This is a genomic window from Pseudomonas sp. D1-36, assembly GCF_051132205.1.
Taxonomy (GTDB): Bacteria; Pseudomonadota; Gammaproteobacteria; order Pseudomonadales; family Pseudomonadaceae; genus Aquipseudomonas.
Genome location: NZ_CP071674.1, coordinates 3,803,194 through 3,817,525 on the forward strand (window position 1 = coordinate 3,803,194; position 14,332 = coordinate 3,817,525).

General features: G+C 60.1%; 18 protein-coding genes. 10 read left to right on the forward strand and 8 right to left on the reverse strand.

Features of this window, described 5'->3' with window-relative positions:
• Window positions 1-50: 50 nt before the first annotated feature.
• Entirely contained in the window at window positions 51-974 is a 924-nt protein-coding gene (locus tag J3P76_RS16795; protein WP_039588994.1) for a chemotaxis protein CheV, read from the reverse strand.
• A 482-nt stretch (window positions 975-1,456) separates the two neighbouring features.
• On the opposite strand from J3P76_RS16795, the gene J3P76_RS16800 reads away from it, so the two are divergent.
• From J3P76_RS16800 to J3P76_RS16810, 3 genes are all read left to right on the forward strand, one after another.
• On the forward strand, window positions 1,457-1,924 hold the full coding sequence (locus J3P76_RS16800) for a hypothetical protein (protein ID WP_420764767.1): 468 nt from the start codon (window positions 1,457-1,459) through the stop codon (window positions 1,922-1,924).
• Between the two features lie 225 nt (window positions 1,925-2,149).
• Entirely contained in the window at window positions 2,150-3,043 is an 894-nt protein-coding gene (locus J3P76_RS16805) for a sensor histidine kinase (RefSeq protein WP_434564091.1), read from the forward strand.
• Window positions 3,040-3,699 carry a response regulator gene (locus J3P76_RS16810; protein WP_420764768.1) on the forward strand — a complete coding sequence of 220 codons (660 nt, stop codon included), beginning with the start codon at window positions 3,040-3,042 and terminating at the stop codon, window positions 3,697-3,699. The genes J3P76_RS16805 and J3P76_RS16810 overlap by 4 nt, the downstream gene beginning before the upstream one ends.
• Here the strand turns inward: J3P76_RS16810 and yegS are convergent.
• Window positions 3,683-4,600: a lipid kinase YegS gene (gene yegS, locus J3P76_RS16815; RefSeq protein WP_420764769.1), complete on the reverse strand. Its 918-nt coding sequence runs from the start codon at window positions 4,598-4,600 to the stop codon at window positions 3,683-3,685. The two genes, J3P76_RS16810 and yegS, sit on opposite strands and share 17 nt — an antisense overlap.
• Before the next feature lie 348 nt (window positions 4,601-4,948).
• Here yegS and J3P76_RS16820 point away from each other — a divergent pair, with 348 nt between their 5' ends.
• Complete coding sequence (locus J3P76_RS16820; protein WP_434563170.1) at window positions 4,949-5,257, forward strand: hypothetical protein; 309 nt, start codon at window positions 4,949-4,951, stop codon at window positions 5,255-5,257.
• Window positions 5,258-5,317: 60 nt separating this feature from the next.
• On the opposite strand, the gene J3P76_RS16825 is transcribed toward J3P76_RS16820, so the two are convergent.
• Window positions 5,318-6,505: a molybdopterin molybdotransferase MoeA gene (locus J3P76_RS16825; protein ID WP_420764839.1), complete on the reverse strand. Its 1,188-nt coding sequence runs from the start codon at window positions 6,503-6,505 to the stop codon at window positions 5,318-5,320.
• A gap of 22 nt (window positions 6,506-6,527) precedes the next feature.
• Complete coding sequence (gene moaB, locus J3P76_RS16830; protein WP_434610448.1) at window positions 6,528-7,067, reverse strand: molybdenum cofactor biosynthesis protein B; 540 nt, start codon at window positions 7,065-7,067, stop codon at window positions 6,528-6,530.
• A gap of 78 nt (window positions 7,068-7,145) precedes the next feature.
• On the opposite strand from moaB, the gene mobA reads away from it, so the two are divergent.
• Both mobA and J3P76_RS16840 read left to right on the forward strand, forming a co-directional pair.
• Window positions 7,146-7,748: a molybdenum cofactor guanylyltransferase MobA gene (gene mobA / locus J3P76_RS16835; RefSeq protein WP_420764772.1), complete on the forward strand. Its 603-nt coding sequence runs from the start codon at window positions 7,146-7,148 to the stop codon at window positions 7,746-7,748.
• A gap of 75 nt (window positions 7,749-7,823) precedes the next feature.
• Window positions 7,824-8,045, forward strand: coding sequence for a YgdI/YgdR family lipoprotein (locus tag J3P76_RS16840; RefSeq protein WP_039588986.1), 222 nt, complete (start codon window positions 7,824-7,826; stop codon window positions 8,043-8,045).
• Between the two features lie 82 nt (window positions 8,046-8,127).
• Here J3P76_RS16840 and J3P76_RS16845 read toward each other — a convergent pair whose 3' ends face one another.
• The 3 genes from J3P76_RS16845 to J3P76_RS16855 form a co-directional block, all read right to left on the reverse strand.
• Window positions 8,128-9,018: a pseudouridine synthase gene (locus J3P76_RS16845; protein ID WP_434610445.1), complete on the reverse strand. Its 891-nt coding sequence runs from the start codon at window positions 9,016-9,018 to the stop codon at window positions 8,128-8,130.
• 73 nt (window positions 9,019-9,091) lie between these two features.
• On the reverse strand, window positions 9,092-9,412 hold the full coding sequence (locus J3P76_RS16850) for a transcriptional regulator (RefSeq protein WP_420764774.1): 321 nt from the start codon (window positions 9,410-9,412) through the stop codon (window positions 9,092-9,094).
• A 90-nt stretch (window positions 9,413-9,502) separates the two neighbouring features.
• Complete coding sequence (locus tag J3P76_RS16855; protein ID WP_420764775.1) at window positions 9,503-9,742, reverse strand: glutaredoxin family protein; 240 nt, start codon at window positions 9,740-9,742, stop codon at window positions 9,503-9,505.
• Between the two features lie 191 nt (window positions 9,743-9,933).
• On the opposite strand from J3P76_RS16855, the gene J3P76_RS16860 reads away from it, so the two are divergent.
• Window positions 9,934-11,646, forward strand: coding sequence for a cation:proton antiporter (locus J3P76_RS16860; RefSeq protein WP_434563164.1), 1,713 nt, complete (start codon window positions 9,934-9,936; stop codon window positions 11,644-11,646).
• Between the two features lie 7 nt (window positions 11,647-11,653).
• Here J3P76_RS16860 and J3P76_RS16865 read toward each other — a convergent pair whose 3' ends face one another.
• On the reverse strand, window positions 11,654-12,862 hold the full coding sequence (locus J3P76_RS16865) for an ammonium transporter (RefSeq protein WP_434563162.1): 1,209 nt from the start codon (window positions 12,860-12,862) through the stop codon (window positions 11,654-11,656).
• Window positions 12,863-13,202: 340 nt separating this feature from the next.
• On the opposite strand from J3P76_RS16865, the gene J3P76_RS16870 reads away from it, so the two are divergent.
• The 3 genes from J3P76_RS16870 to J3P76_RS16880 are packed head-to-tail and all read left to right on the forward strand — an operon-like array spanning window position 13,203 to window position 14,241.
• Entirely contained in the window at window positions 13,203-13,517 is a 315-nt protein-coding gene (locus tag J3P76_RS16870) for a DUF883 family protein (RefSeq protein WP_434610441.1), read from the forward strand.
• Between the two features lie 2 nt (window positions 13,518-13,519).
• On the forward strand, window positions 13,520-13,909 hold the full coding sequence (locus J3P76_RS16875; protein ID WP_434563160.1) for a phage holin family protein: 390 nt from the start codon (window positions 13,520-13,522) through the stop codon (window positions 13,907-13,909).
• Window positions 13,906-14,241 (forward strand): hypothetical protein, encoded by a 336-nt coding sequence (locus tag J3P76_RS16880; RefSeq protein ID WP_420764780.1) that lies wholly within the window; start codon window positions 13,906-13,908, stop codon window positions 14,239-14,241. Before J3P76_RS16875 ends, J3P76_RS16880 begins: the two co-directional genes overlap by 4 nt.
• The last annotated feature ends 91 nt before the right edge of the window (window positions 14,242-14,332 follow it).

Sequence of the window (14,332 nt, forward strand, 5' to 3'; positions counted from 1 at the left end):
AAAAACGCAACCTTATACGAGCCGGTCGATGAAACAAACCCGGATTGGCTTCAGTCGAGCATCAACCGTTGGCGTACTACATCAACGAGCTTGTCCGGCTGGAATTTGGAGAGGAAATTGTCACAGCCGACCTTCTTGACCATCGAGTCGTTGAAGCTACCGGACAGCGAGGTGTGCAGCACCACATAGAGCCCACGCAGCCGCGGGTCGTTACGGATTTCGGTGGTCAGGCGATAGCCGTCCATCTCTGGCATTTCCGCGTCGGTGAAGATCATCAGCAACTTGTCAGTCATCACCTCGCCGGAATCAGCCCAGGCCTTGAGCATGTTCAACGCCTTCAAGCCGTCGCTGGCGATGTGCATCTTCACGCCCAACTGGCCCAGGGTATCGCGCAACTGGGAGAGCGCTACGTTGGAATCGTCCACCAGCAAGACTTCGCGACCACGGGCGCGCTCCAGCACCGGGTCTTCGAGTTTGTCTCGGGAAACCTTGGCGTTGTAGGGGACGATCTCCGCCAGGACCTTCTCCACGTCGATGATTTCCACCAACTGATCGTCCACCTTGCTGATGGCCGTCAGGTAATGCTCGCGGCCGGCGCTGGTCGGCGGTGGCAGGATGGCTTCCCAGTTCATGTTGACGATGCGGTCCACGCCCCCCACCAGGAACGCCTGGACCGAGCGGTTGTACTCGGTGACGATGATGGTGCTGTTCGGCCCGGGCACGAGCGGACGCATGCCGATGGCCTGGGACAGATCAATGACTGGCAACGTCTGGCCCCGCAGGTTGACCACGCCGCAGACGAAAGGATGGCGCTGGGGCATCAAGGTCAGCTTCGGCAGTTGCAACACTTCCTGGACCTTGAACACGTTAATGGCAAACAATTGCCGCCCTGCCAGGCGAAACATGAGAATTTCCAGGCGATTCTCACCCACCAGTTGGGTTCGCTGATCTACTGTGTCGAGAATGCCGGCCATCGATGACTCCTGGGCTTGTTCGGATGAATCTTGTAAAGGCTTATCGGCTGCCGGGGCCGGATCTTGACCCCGACACGAAATACTCCCTTCGGGGATTGATGTCACATTAACATCATGGTTTACTGGCGTTCCGTTTTCATCCGTTATTTTTTCGCTGCGCGACTCCGGTTTGCGCACGAAGTTCCCCTGCCTAAGGGATTCCCCTAGGCACAATCAGGTCCAACCTGATATTCGCGCTATCCAATAGCCATTAATGTGACGCCATTCTCATTGCTGAACGGAGTCAGGCTTTTGTGCGCCATCGCAGGACACCGAACCTCATGCCTTTCGGCTGATCCCGCCCGTGCAATCGTTTGCGAACAGCAGCCCTTTGCCGGATCGCATGGGCGCGCCGGGCGTATTGGTTCGTTGTCGGCCATGAGATCCAACCGTTCGCCACGCGCGATTTACTTTTCGCCTGACATGATGTTGTGGAGATAAGCATGCCGAACGATCGCAAGAATTGGAGCCAGCGCCTTCCTGAGTTCCTGGTCGAAGCCGAGACCCTCTTGGCCAAGTCAGAGGAATGCCTGAGCCACCTGCAATTGATCAGCAACGATAAAGACGCCATTGATTGCATGCTCAGCACGCTGCTGAAGCTGGCAAACAAGGCCGATGCGCTGGCGCTGGAGGCCGTTTCGGAGTTTTCACTGCATATCCACGGCTTGCTCAGCCATGCGCAGGACATGGAACTGCATGAGCAGGCGCTGGTCGCGCTCAAGGATTGTTTCACGCTCATGGCCTGGCAGCTGGAGCTGGTCGACCACACCACCGGCAAACTGGGCCTGGACAACAGCGAACAGACGTCGCTGATCGAAGCCTTCGCCTTCCAGGTGGGTCAGAGCCCTTGTCAGGCGTTACAACCACCGCGCCCGCTGGCATTGGTGCCCTACGCCCAGAAACAAGCATGAAGCTGCCTGTCGCTGCCTGGTGCCATGTGCCCGGCGCACGGAGCTTTCGGGCCGCCAAGCCGAGCGCGACCAACGATATTTGAAGTGGTACTATGTCTCGCGTCGTTCGCTTCAACCAGCCGCCGCCAACTGAAGCAATCCCCGACCTGAAACGTTTACCCGACCCGGCCCGTCAGATGCGCTGACCGGCTTGCCCGCAGCGAACACCCATTGGCTCCATCCGCTATGTACGCCAGCTTCAAGTCATTCATTTCCTGGCCACCTTCCCGAGAAAACGCCCGCCGGTTCACGCTGTTGCTGTGCATCTGCTCGACCCTCGGTTGTCTGTTGGCTTACCTGTCGGCCCTCACGGTGCCGTTGAGCTTGCTGGTGCTGAATGTCGCAGCCCTTGCCTGTGTCTGGATCCAGTATCGGTTGTCACGAAAATCCATCAAATTCCAGCCGCAGGAACTCGCTGACCGGCTGCTTGAGGTCCAGGAAAACGAGCGCCATCGCCTCAGTCGCGAACTGCACGACGACATTGGCCAATTGCTGACAGCGGCAAAACTGCAGAGCGAATGGCTCAAGCGTCGCATGCCGCAAGAGCTGCAAGGCCAATGCTCCGTGCTCAGCGAGACGCTGGAAGAAACGTTGAACAAGGTGCGCGACGTGTCGGCGATCCTCAATCCAAGGCAACTGACCAGCCTGGGGCTCGAAGCCAGCCTGCGCGCGCATCTGCTCAAGACCCTGGCTAATACCCCCGTAAACTGGAGCCTGGATTGCCAGCAACGCATGACGGGTATCCCGGAAGAAATGACAGTGGCGGCTTTTCGGATCACACAGGAAGCGGTCACCAACATCCTGCGCCACGCCCAGGCAAAAAACCTGCTGGTACGCCTGCAACGACTGCCCGAAGGGCTGACGCTGCTCATCAGCGACGACGGCCGGGGCTTTGTCCCCGCCATCCATCCCGCCCGCGAAGGGCAACGCGGCATGGCCGGCATGTCGGAACGGGTCGAACAACTGGGCGGCGCCCTGAAGGTAACCAGCGAGGCCGGCAAAGGCACGCATATCGAAGCTCGCTTTCCCTGGGCGCCTCGCACCCTGGAACGGGCCAGCAAGAATAAGGTTCTCCATTGACTTGTAATTTGCTTCTGGTAGATGACCATTCGCTGATCAGGGCCGGTGTGCGCGCCCTGGTCCTCGACCTGCCTGGCTACGCCGTGGTCGGCGAAGCCAATGACGGCGCCCAACTGTTGGAGCTGGTAGAACGACTGAACCCCGATATCGTGCTGCTGGATATTTCCATGAAAGACACCAGCGGCCTGCAAGCCTTGCAACAGCTCAAGCAGGTCCGCCCCCAGAGCAAGGTGTTGATCCTGTCAATGCACACAGACCCAGAGGTGATCATGCAGGCGCTGGAGTCCGGAGCCCATGGCTATCTGCTCAAGGACGCCACTCCCACCGAGCTGGAGCACGCCCTGGAAGCGCTGCGCAACAACGAACGCTACCTGAGCCCGGCCATCGCCCATACCGTGATCAACCAGGCACTGACCCGGGTGCAGAAACAGCCGCCCCATCCTGCCCCGACCCATAACCTGACGGCGCGTCAGCTGGAGATCCTGCGGTTGATCGTGCGTGGCAAGTCCACCCGGGAAATCGCCAACGGCTTGAGCCTGAGCATCAAGACCGTGGAAACCCACCGCGCCCAGATCATGAAACGCCTGCAAATCCATGACGTGGCGGGCCTGGTGCTGTTTGCGGTGCGCGAGCAGATCATCAGCCTGGACGATTGAGCAATCCGGGGGATCCCAATAGCGGCGAGTCCACCGGCAGATGCACCCGCAGTGCCTTGGGACGCAAGGTAAAACGCAGATCATCGACCTGTAGTGGTTCGCCATCCAGATTGATATCCAGTCCCTGGGCTACCTTGATTTCCACCCAGGGCAAGCGTGCCCGCACGAACATGTTGTCGATACCCAGGCCACCGGCCAGCAGGTCCTTCAGCGTGCTCACCACCTCCTGCGGCGCCGGCAGGATACTGATATCAAGCAGCCCGTCATCGGCCAACGCCTCCGGACACAACATGTGCCCCCCGCCGGCCTGCCGGCCATTGCCTATCCCCAGCGCCAGCAGATCGCCGCGCCATTGGAAACCAGGCCCTTGCAGTTCGCCATAGGCTGCACTCAGCTCACCGAACCTTGAAAGGCCGGTGAACAGATAGGCGGCCCCGCCGAGAATTTTCTTCAAGTCTTCCGAGGTGTTCGCTGTTACCTGGCTACCGAAGCCGCCCGTGGCCATGTTAAGGAAAATCCGCCCGCCGACCTCACCCAGATCGACCGCCCGAGGCTCAACCTCCAGCAAGTCCAGGGCCCGCTCCGGCTCCAGCGGGACACCGGCGGCCCGGGAAAAATCGTTGGCCGTGCCCAGCGGCAGCAATACCAGGCTGGCATCGCCAGAGTGCTGGGCAATGGCCTCGGCAATATCGCGCAAGGTCCCGTCGCCGCCACCGGCAATCAACTGGGTATAACCGGCCGCCAGTGCTTCCTCCACACATCGCCGGGCATCACCAGCTTCCCAAGTCAACCGGACCGCGAGGTCCCAACCCTGTTTGCGCTTGAGCATCACTGCGGCGCGAACCTCTTCGTTGAGCGCTTGCTTGCCATGCAGGATCAATAGCGCCTTGCCTTTGCTCATTGTTGTCTCCGTCATTGGAAAGAAGGTTCAGGAAATGGGACCGCTCATTCACTGGAAAAAGCCCAGCCTCCTTCAATTTATATGAAAAAGCATGGCGTTCGGGCCGATGCCACGAAGGTGGGGACAGCCTTCCCATGGCTTTTTCTTATTCAAAGAATTTTCTTACAAGACGTGGCGAATCAGCTCAATTGACCCCCTGGGCATATTGAGACACCTTGGCATTCTGTTGCGTTTAACCGGCAAACGATCATTTAGACAAGGATGTGTCACCCATGGATGGATATGTCACGGCCCGTAGAGGCCCGCTGAATCGCTCGATTAATCATGGCCACAGGGAAGGAACGTCCTATGCGCAGCCATGAATGCAAGGTGTCGCCCCGCCACTTCGTATCCTTCGGGAGCGAGCGGGCCGACGCCAAAAACGAAGGCAAAAGTTGCAGTAATCCCGCTGGAGGAATTGATTTGGAACCGCGCGTCGTTGAACTGGAAACCCACCTCAAGTACATCCGCAGGGACATGGATGAAATTCGTACCGACGTCAAGGCGGTTCGCCACCGACTTGCCTATCTGGCAGGCGCGGCGGCGGTGGTGGTCGGCCTGCTGGGGTGGGTCGCGAACAGCCGTTTCGATCAACTGGTGATGCTACTGTCGCGATGAAGGCAAAACCGCAACGGCCCGAGCCCAGCTCAGGCCGTCGCCAATGAATGCGATGCAGGACTAACCCAGCACCTCGCTCAAAGGAATGAAGCCCACTTCATCGCCTTCGACCAACGTCCGCTCTTCGAGGACCTCGACCAGTCCGTCGGCCCAAGCTGCGCTGCGCAGGACTCCCGAACTCTGGTTGCGATAGATGATTGCTCGACCATTTTCGATGCGGCCTCGCAAGTATTCGCGCCGGCTGCCAGCCTTCGGCCAGGCGAAACCGGCCGGCACCTTGAACTTGAGGGGCGCCACTGACTGAACGCCCTGGCGTCGCAACAGATAAGGCCGAGCCAACAACGCGAAGGTCACCAGCGTCGAAGCAGGGTTCCCGGGCAGGCCTATGACCGGCACGTCGCGAAAATGCCCAAATGTCAGGGGTTTTCCCGGCTTGATGGCAAGTTTCCACAGCGTCAGCTCGCCTTCCTCACGAAGGGCGATGCCCAGGAAGTCAGCCTCCCCCACCGATACACCGCCAGTCGACAGGATCAGGTCGACATCCGACAGTTGGGCCAGGCATTTGCGGGTAGTGGGCAGGTCATCGGGCAGGATACCTGCATCGATAACCTCGCATCCCAGGCGTTGCAGCCAACCACAGAGCAACACGCGATTGCTGTTGTAGATCTGGCCCGGCCCAAGGGGCTGGCCAGGCTCCACCAATTCATCGCCCGTGGACAGGACCGCAACGCGCACCCTGCGCACGACTTCCAACGATGCACATCCCAGGGAGGCCGCCAGCCCAAGCTCAATCGGGCCCAGGCGGGTGCCGGCACAAAGCACCCGTTCGCCAACGGTCGTTTCCTGCCCTTGAGGGCGGATATTCTGCCCGATCGCCAGGGGCTGGATGAACCGCACCCGCTGGTCATCCTCAAGCTCGACGTTTTCCTGCATCTCGACGCAATCGGCGCCGACCGGAATCGGCGCACCAGTGAAGATCCGCGCGCAGGTTCCCGCGACCAGGGGCTCCGGAGCCTGCCCGGCGAAAATCCGCTGGCTGACCACCAGTGGCTCGCCGCGCCAATCGGCCAGGCGTAACGCGTAGCCGTCCATGGCACTGTTGGGCCAAGGCGGCAGGTCGAGCGTCGCCACCAGATCTTCGGCGAGGATCCGCCCCTGCGCTTGCGCCAGTGAAACCCGCTCACGCTCGACGATTGGCGAAGCCGCCGCGCTTTGGAGCAAGCGCTCCAGCGCGACTTCGACGGCCATCAAGGCACCGGTCTTGCCCGGTTTACCCACGGGATTCACAAGGGGCCGCCTGTTTCAAATGGGCTACGAAGTTACACGGCCGGTGCCGCGCATCCAGTTGCTCGGCCAGTATGCCGTCCCATCCGGTGCGCACCGCATTGGTGGAGCCCGGCAAGCAGCACACCAGCGTCCCGTTGGCCAGCCCGGCCAGTGCCCGGGATTGAACGGTGGAGGTGCCAATGTCCGCCACGGATATCTGCCGGAACAACTCACCGAAACCGTCGACCTGCTTGTCCAACAGACACACAACGGCTTCTGGAGTACTGTCACGGCCGGTAAAGCCGGTCCCCCCGGTGATCAGCACCACCTGCACCACCTCGTCGGCAATCCAGGCGGCGACTTGCGCGCGGATCTTGTACAGATCATCTTTGAGCAGCACCCGGGCCGCAAGATTGTGCCCGGCTTCCGAGAGCCGGTCGACGAAGACCTGGCCCGACGTGTCGGTTTCCAGGGTACGGGTATCGCTGACAGTCAGCACCGCGATATTGAGCGGTACGAAAGGTACATCAGCCTTGGGTTTCATAGGCTCGTCCAGTTGTAGGGGAAACAGCCTGGTGTTATATCACAGCGCCCGATTTTTTCGCCCGTGTGGAGACACCTCATGACCTTGAACAATCCTCTGCCGCCCTGCTCCATCCTGCTCCTGGCGGGCGGACGCGGGCAACGGATGGGTGGACAGGATAAAGGGCTGCTGGAGTGGCAAGGCAGCCCATTGATTGCTCATCTGCATCGGCAGACCCGGGCCATGAGCGATGACTTGATCATTTCCTGCAACCGCAACCGGGAGCGTTACGCCGCGTACGCCGATCAGTTGGTGCATGATGACGAGGGTGATTTCCCCGGCCCGCTGGCAGGCATACGGGCGGGCCTGAGGGCGGCACGCCATCCGTATCTGTTGGTGTTGCCATGCGACGTGCCGCGAATCGACACCAGCCTGCTCGAAGGCATGCGGGAAACGGCAAGCCGACACCCGGACAAGCCATTGATGGTTCGTCATGGCGAACATTGGGAGCCGCTGTTGTGCGTCATCCCGCGAGCCTTGGCCAATGACTTCGAACAGGCATGGAAAGAAGGCGAACGCAGCCCCGGCCGGATCATGCGCACGTTGCACGCGGTCCCATTGCAATGCCCGGCCGACGATCCCCGGCTGGCCAATCTCAATACGCCGGAACTCCTAGCCCAGCACAAAGGCGTGTCAGATTGACACTAGCCAGGAACTTGCTCGCGATGTATACGTCTGAAGGTCAGTAACTTGAAGAAATCCTTTCGGAGAAACACCATGACTCAACGGACCCTCGCTACTTTCATGCTCGCGCTGGGCCTCGCCACTCTCGCCGGGTGCGCATCGCCAACAGTGATTACCTTGAATGACGGTCGCGAAATCCAGGCCGTCGACACGCCACATTATGATGAAGACAGCGGCTTCTACGAATTCGAACAATTGGACGGCAAGCAGACTCGCGTGAACAAGGATCAGGTTCGTACCGTTAAAGACCTGTGATCCTCAGCGTCAAAGCCAGATAAAGAAAAGCCCGCAATGGTTATTGCGGGCTTTTTTGTTGCCTGCTCGAACCGTCGGCTCGCTACCACCCCAACGAAATCCGACTTTCAAAGTCCCGTTCCTGCCCCGTAAGCGGATCGATGAAACGCACACCTCGAGCCAGCAGCTTGAGCGGATTGGCAAAGTCATCCACGGCGTCTCGCACCACGTCCGGATAGAACGGATCGTTACAGATAGGCGCGCCCAAGGCGTTCATATGGACCCGTAGCTGGTGTTTTTTCCCGGTGACCGGATACAGGCCGTAGCGCCATAGGTCCCCGTTTTTTTCAAGCACTTCCATGGCCGTTTCGGTGTTGGGCTCGCCCGCCCCCTCCTGCATGCGAAAAAAGGGTTCGCCATCGACCATCCGGCTTTTGTGTATGCGGGGAAACGTCAATCCGGGCAATGCGGGAGCGATGGCTTGGTAGAATTTTTCAATCCGTCGCGTTGGAAACAAGGCTTGATAACGCGAGCGGGTGTCCGGATTGGCTGAAAACAACACCAGCCCGGCGGTGTGCCGATCGATGCGGTGCAAAGGCACCAGTTGGGGATTGTCCAGGCGATGAATCAGCCGTCGCAACAAGGTCTGCTCAACGTACTCGCCCGCTGGGGTGACCGGCAGGAAATGTGGTTTGTCCGCCACGACCAGATGTTCATCGACATACAGAATCGACTCCATCACCGGGATCGGCTTTTCGTCCGGTACTTCCCGAAAGTAATGGACGCGCAAGCCTTCCCGGTATGGCAGGTCGGCGCGGATTGCCTTGCCCTCGGCGTCCAGCACCCGGCCTCGAGCGATGCGATCGAGCCACTGCTCGCGGCTGATCGCGCTGAAGTGATCGCACAGGCAATCCAATACCGTCTGCCAGGGGCCGGGCGGCAGGTAAAGCGTGCTGGCCTGATGCTGAGCTGCGGAAAACGATGGACCGGACATTAAAAAATTCTTCAGCCTGTTGCGGACTGGGCATTATCCGACAGTCACACGAGCCAGCCCAGCAATGATTGCCTCATGCAAGGATTGGCGCCGGCCTCGTCGCGGCCTCGGTGAACTCCTTCAGCCAGCGCAGCACCTCGACCGCCTCCCAGCGCCCCGGATCGTACAGCGCATACAACAGCCCCTGATAACCCACCACATCCAGCTGCTTGTGGTAGCCGGCACGCTGGAACAGCGCCTCGATCTCGGCAAAACATGTGTTGAAGTGAAGTTTATTGAAGGGCGTCTTGCCTTCGGTCACCAGCCCGTCCAGACGCAATTCCAGGACCGCCTCGCGCACAACGTCCACGGACATCCGGTTCACGCTGTTTTTCAGTTGTTCGACATTGACCAAGGGACCTACTCCAGATAACTGTATGGGCATACAGTAACCGAAGAACGTCTTTTCGCCAATCGCGACGTAGGGACCCAGCCGATGGAAGGTTCAACGTAAAAATGCAGCAACCCGGTCTGGATCGTCGAAGGGCCAGTCCAGTTCGGCGCCTGTATCAACCCTGCGCAGCACTGGAATGCGCAGCCCGTAGGCTTCGGATAAGGCCTCGCTTTCGGCGATATCCACCAACTCCACCAATAATCCATATTCGACGAAAGGCATCAGCACGCTCTCGGCGACTTCACACAGATGGCAACCCAGGGTGCCGAACAGCTGGCATTCAGGAAGCATGGCAGGTAGACCCAAAAAAGACAGTTCGCCATTCTAGGCCCACCTCACGCAACCGTCGAGCCGGCTAAAATGCCGCAGATTATGTCGGTAAAACGCTGATGCAAATCACTGTGCTGAAATGACTTTCCAGTGATGCTCAAGTTTTTTGTTGTTCTACGCTGGATCCAGCAAGCCCTGAAACGGAGTGTCTCTTGTACGCCAACCTGCTGATCATCCTTGCCTCGTCCCTGGTGGTCATCGCCCTGTTCAGGCGACTGCGCCTGCCGCCGGTACTCGGTTACCTGTGCGTGGGCCTGGCCGTCGGGCCCACTGCGCTGGACTGGGTCAACGACAGCGAAGAGCTGCCGGACCTGGCTGAGCTTGGGGTGGTTTTCCTGTTGTTTTCCTTGGGGCTGGAATTCTCGTTATCGAAAATGCTCGAGCTGCGTCGGGTGGTGTTTGGACTTGGCAGCCTTCAGGTCCTGGCTTCTGGGTTGCTATTGGGCGTGCTGCTGGCAAGCAGTGGTGTGCCGATGACGGCGGCCGTGTTGCTTGGTGCCGGGCTGGCCTTGTCGTCTACCGCCATTGTCAGCAAGGAACTGACCAGCCTGGGGGAAATCTTCACCAGCCACGGCCAGAACGCCATAGGCGTGTTGCTGTTCCAGGACGTCGTCGCCGTGTTGCTCCTGACCCTGGTGCCGGTATTTGCCGGCAGCAGCGAACACCCGTGGTATTGGGCGTTGCCGTTGACTCTGGGCAAGACCCTGGTGCTGTTTGGCGGCCTGTTGTTGGCCAGCCGACTATTGCTGCCACGGCTGTTCCATGAGGTGGCAGCCTCCCGGTCCGCCGAACTGTTCGTGCTGCTGGCCCTGGTGATCGTGTTGTTGACGGCATGGCTTACGCACCTGCTGGGTCTCTCCCCCGCCCTGGGAGCGTTCCTGGCCGGCATGCTGCTCGGAGAGAGCCACTACCGGCACCAGATCGAGGCCGATATCCGACCGTTCCGCGACATCTTGCTGGGGCTGTTCTTCGTCAGCATTGGCATGCTGATCGACCTGCAATTGTTTGTCGACGATGGCCTGTTGATCCTCGGGCTCACCCTCGCTCTGATGCTCATCAAGGGCAGCGTCGTGGCCGCCCTGGTGAAGTGGCGCGGCAGCGACGGCGAAACCGCCTGGCGCAGCGGCCTCGCCCTGGCCCAGGGCGGTGAATTCTGTTTCGCGCTGATGGCGCTGATGCAACAGAACCGACTCATGCCAGGGGATATCGGCGGCCTGCTATTGGCCGCCACCTTCTGCTCGATGCTGTTGACGCCGCTGTTGCTGCGCGCCGCACCCGGCCTGGCCGCGCGGCTGCACCGAAAACCCAACGAAGAGGCGCAACTGGACCAGATCAGCGCTCTCAATGCCGACTTGTCGAGTCACGTAATCATCTGCGGGTATGGCCGGGTAGGACAATCGATCGGGCGCTTTCTGCGCCGGGAGGGCTTGGCGTTCGTGGCCCTGGATGATGACCCGGTCATCATTCGTGAAGCGTCCGTCGGCGAACGATGCGTGCATTACGGAGACTCACGCAGAGCCGACCTGCTGGCCGCCGTAGGGCTGGGTCGCGCAAGGCTGCTGGTCATTGCAGTCGACAAGACGGACATTGCGATGACCGTGCTGAGGGAGGCCCGGCGGGTCAACCCGCAAGTGCCCATCCTCGTGCGCACCCGGGACGACAGCCAACTGGCCGAGTTGCAGGCAGCCGGAGCCACCGAGGTGGTTCCAGAACTGCTGGAATCGAGCCTGATGCTGGCCTCCCATGCGCTGATCATGCTCGGGCTGCCCGAACAGCGGGTGCGGCACCATGTGGATCAAGTCCGTCACGAGCGCTATGGCTTGCTCCATGGCTTCTATCCCGGCAATCAGGACAAGGAGCCCTAGCACAGGCTCAGTCCTGACTGACCGCTCCGATCTTGTGAATGGACAAGTCGGCCCCGTAGTACTCTTCTTCCTGAGTCAGCCGCAAGCCCAGCACCGCCTTGATCACACCGTAGACCGCGAAACCACCGACCAGGGCGATCAACACGCCGAGGGCGGTGCCGACGAACTGGCTGGCGAGGCTTACCCCGCCCAAGCCACCCAAGGCGTCCTGGCCGAAAATCCCGCAGGCGATACCGCCCCAGACGCCGCACAGCCCATGCAGGGGCCAGACGCCCAGCACATCGTCGATTTTCCACTTGCCCTGGGCCGCGGTAAAACACCAGACGAACAGACCGCCAGCAATTGCGCCGGTCACCAGGGCACCCATCGGATGCATCAGGTCGGAGCCGGCGCAGACCGCCACCAATCCGGCCAGCGGGCCGTTGTGCAGGAAACCGGGGTCGTTGCGCCCAACGACCAGTGCCGTCACGGTCCCGCCGACCATCGCCATCAACGAGTTGACCGCCACCAACCCACTCACGCCGGGCAAGGTCTGGGCGCTCATCACGTTGAAGCCGAACCAGCCGACGATGAGAATCCACGACCCCAGCGCCAGGAACGGAATGCTCGAAGGCGCGAAGGCCACCAGACGACCGTCCCGGTAACGCCCGTTTCGCGGTCCGAGCAGGAGCACCGCGGCCAGTGCCAGCCAGCCGCCCATGGCGTGCACCACCACGGAGCCGGCAAAGTCATGGAAGCTGGCACCAAAGTGCGCTTGCAGCCAAGCCTGGAAACCGAAATTGCCATTCCAGACCAGACCTTCGAAAAACGGATAGACGAACGCCACGATCAGCACCGTGGCGCATAACTGCGGGACGAACCGGGCACGCTCGGCTATCCCGCCAGAGATAATCGCCGGGATCGCGGCGGCGAACGTCAACAAGAAGAAAAACTTCACCAAACTGTAGCCGTGGTCGGCACTGAGAACTGCCGCCGGTTGCAGGAAAGTCACGCCGTAGGAAATCCAATAACCAATGAAGAAATAGGCCAGCGTCGATACCGCGAAATCGCTGAGGATTTTCGACAGCGCGTTCACCTGATTCTTCTGCCGGACCGTTCCTACTTCCAGAAACGCGAACCCGGCATGCATGGCCAGGACCATGACCGCGCCGAGCAGGATGAACAGCGTGTTGGAGCTATGGACCAGACCGTCCACAGCACTTTGCAGATTTTCCATGGTATTGGCAGACCTGAAGAAGTTGAAAAAGCACCGTGATGGTTCATCCCAGCCGGTCATGCACCAAGTTGAGACCGAACGACCGACCATAGGTGGGCAGCCGAACCGCTTTGGTGCATGAAACGCGACAACATGACGCCCCGCTTGGAGGTGCTTCGCCGGTTTTGATTATTTGGGTTAAGGTTTTCGGGCTTTCGCCCAGCTTCAGCGCACGGGCACACCTCGGCGCACCAGCACATGGCAAAGGGCGGAGCAAAAGTTGTACCAGTCAGTTTCACTGAACCTTCCGGTTGGGCTCATACTCGAACGCTTCAGACGTCACTTACGGAGATCCACCCTCATGGCCAGAACCCAGGCAAAGACTGCTCAAGAAACATTGATGGAAGATTTTCAGACGCTGGTCAAAGACACCGAACGATTGCTGGATCACACCGCCACGCTGGCAGGCGACCAGGCGGACGAACTGCGTGGCCAGATCCACGAAACACTGCTGCGCGCCCGCGAAACCCTTAAGTTGACCGAAGATTCAGTGCGTGAGCGCGGCCAGGCAGCCATGATCGCTACCGAAGAATACGTACAGGCCAATCCCTGGCAATCGGTCGGCATCGCGGCGGGCGTAGGCTTTTTGATCGGATTGTTGGCGACACGGCGCTGATCATGGGCATCGACGAATCCGGATCGCCCGAAACGGGCACTAAACCAACAGCGCGTCGCCTGGGCGCGGCATTCCTTGGATTGCTGCACAGCCACGTCGAGTTGTTCGGTATCGAACTGCAGGAACAAAAGGCTCGCACCGTCAGCCTGTTGTTATTCGCGGGGCTGGCATTGGTTTTCGGCCTGCTGTTACTGGTGGGGCTGTCGGCTCTGGTATTGATCCTGGTGTGGGATACCTATCGGTTAGCGGGCATCATCGGCCTGTGCCTGTTCTACCTGCTGGCGGCGCTGTTCTGCGGGCTTCGGCTCAAGGCAGCGATTTTTGATGAGTCCTCGCCTTTCCACGCCACTCTCGAAGAACTCGCCAACGACCGGGAGCGCCTGTTGCCATGAGTCGCCCAAATGCTCCTCAAGCCCGTACGCGGCAGGAAATGCGCAAGGCACTGGTGCGCCTGCGCATGGAGATGCATCGCCAGGAAATTCGTCAGGAAACGCGACAATTGCTGCACCCGTTGCAACGGGTACGCGGATTCACCCAGAGCTGGCACGAAGGGTTCGGCCTCAAGCACGCATCGCTTTGGGGCGTCGCCGCGGTGAGCCTGCTCGGCTTTCTCGGTGGCAAGCGAACCCGCAGTGGCCGCTCCGGTGGTTTGTCACGCCTGATCCGGCTGGCGACCGCCGTGCTTCCCCTGATCAAACTGGCCAAGAGTGCGCGCAAGCCTTGAGGCGAATCGACGGGCTCTTCCATCGAAGAGCCCTGTTCGACCGTCGACGCAGCAACACCCGGGCACAACTGATCGGGGTCCTGAGGCCTTG

Excerpts from the sequence above, each read along its gene's own strand:
- J3P76_RS16865 (WP_434563162.1), bottom strand. The coding sequence starts at position 12,862 with ATGGAAAATCTGCAAAGTGCTGTGGACGGTCTGGTCCATAGCTCCAAC.
- J3P76_RS16870 (WP_434610441.1), top strand. The coding sequence starts at position 13,203 with ATGGCCAGAACCCAGGCAAAGACTGCTCAAGAAACATTGATGGAAGAT.
- J3P76_RS16880 (WP_420764780.1), top strand. The coding sequence starts at position 13,906 with ATGAGTCGCCCAAATGCTCCTCAAGCCCGTACGCGGCAGGAAATGCGC.
- J3P76_RS16800 (WP_420764767.1), top strand. The coding sequence starts at position 1,457 with ATGCCGAACGATCGCAAGAATTGGAGCCAGCGCCTTCCTGAGTTCCTG.
- J3P76_RS16795 (WP_039588994.1), bottom strand. The coding sequence starts at position 974 with ATGGCCGGCATTCTCGACACAGTAGATCAGCGAACCCAACTGGTGGGT.
- J3P76_RS16805 (WP_434564091.1), top strand. The coding sequence starts at position 2,150 with ATGTACGCCAGCTTCAAGTCATTCATTTCCTGGCCACCTTCCCGAGAA.
- J3P76_RS16855 (WP_420764775.1), bottom strand. The coding sequence starts at position 9,742 with ATGCTTCCTGAATGCCAGCTGTTCGGCACCCTGGGTTGCCATCTGTGT.
- J3P76_RS16820 (WP_434563170.1), top strand. The coding sequence starts at position 4,949 with ATGCGCAGCCATGAATGCAAGGTGTCGCCCCGCCACTTCGTATCCTTC.
- J3P76_RS16875 (WP_434563160.1), top strand. The coding sequence starts at position 13,520 with ATGGGCATCGACGAATCCGGATCGCCCGAAACGGGCACTAAACCAACA.
- J3P76_RS16840 (WP_039588986.1), top strand. The coding sequence starts at position 7,824 with ATGACTCAACGGACCCTCGCTACTTTCATGCTCGCGCTGGGCCTCGCC.
- J3P76_RS16845 (WP_434610445.1), bottom strand. The coding sequence starts at position 9,018 with ATGTCCGGTCCATCGTTTTCCGCAGCTCAGCATCAGGCCAGCACGCTT.
- mobA (WP_420764772.1), top strand. The coding sequence starts at position 7,146 with ATGACCTTGAACAATCCTCTGCCGCCCTGCTCCATCCTGCTCCTGGCG.
- J3P76_RS16825 (WP_420764839.1), bottom strand. The coding sequence starts at position 6,505 with ATGGCCGTCGAAGTCGCGCTGGAGCGCTTGCTCCAAAGCGCGGCGGCT.
- moaB (WP_434610448.1), bottom strand. The coding sequence starts at position 7,067 with ATGAAACCCAAGGCTGATGTACCTTTCGTACCGCTCAATATCGCGGTG.
- yegS (WP_420764769.1), bottom strand. The coding sequence starts at position 4,600 with ATGAGCAAAGGCAAGGCGCTATTGATCCTGCATGGCAAGCAAGCGCTC.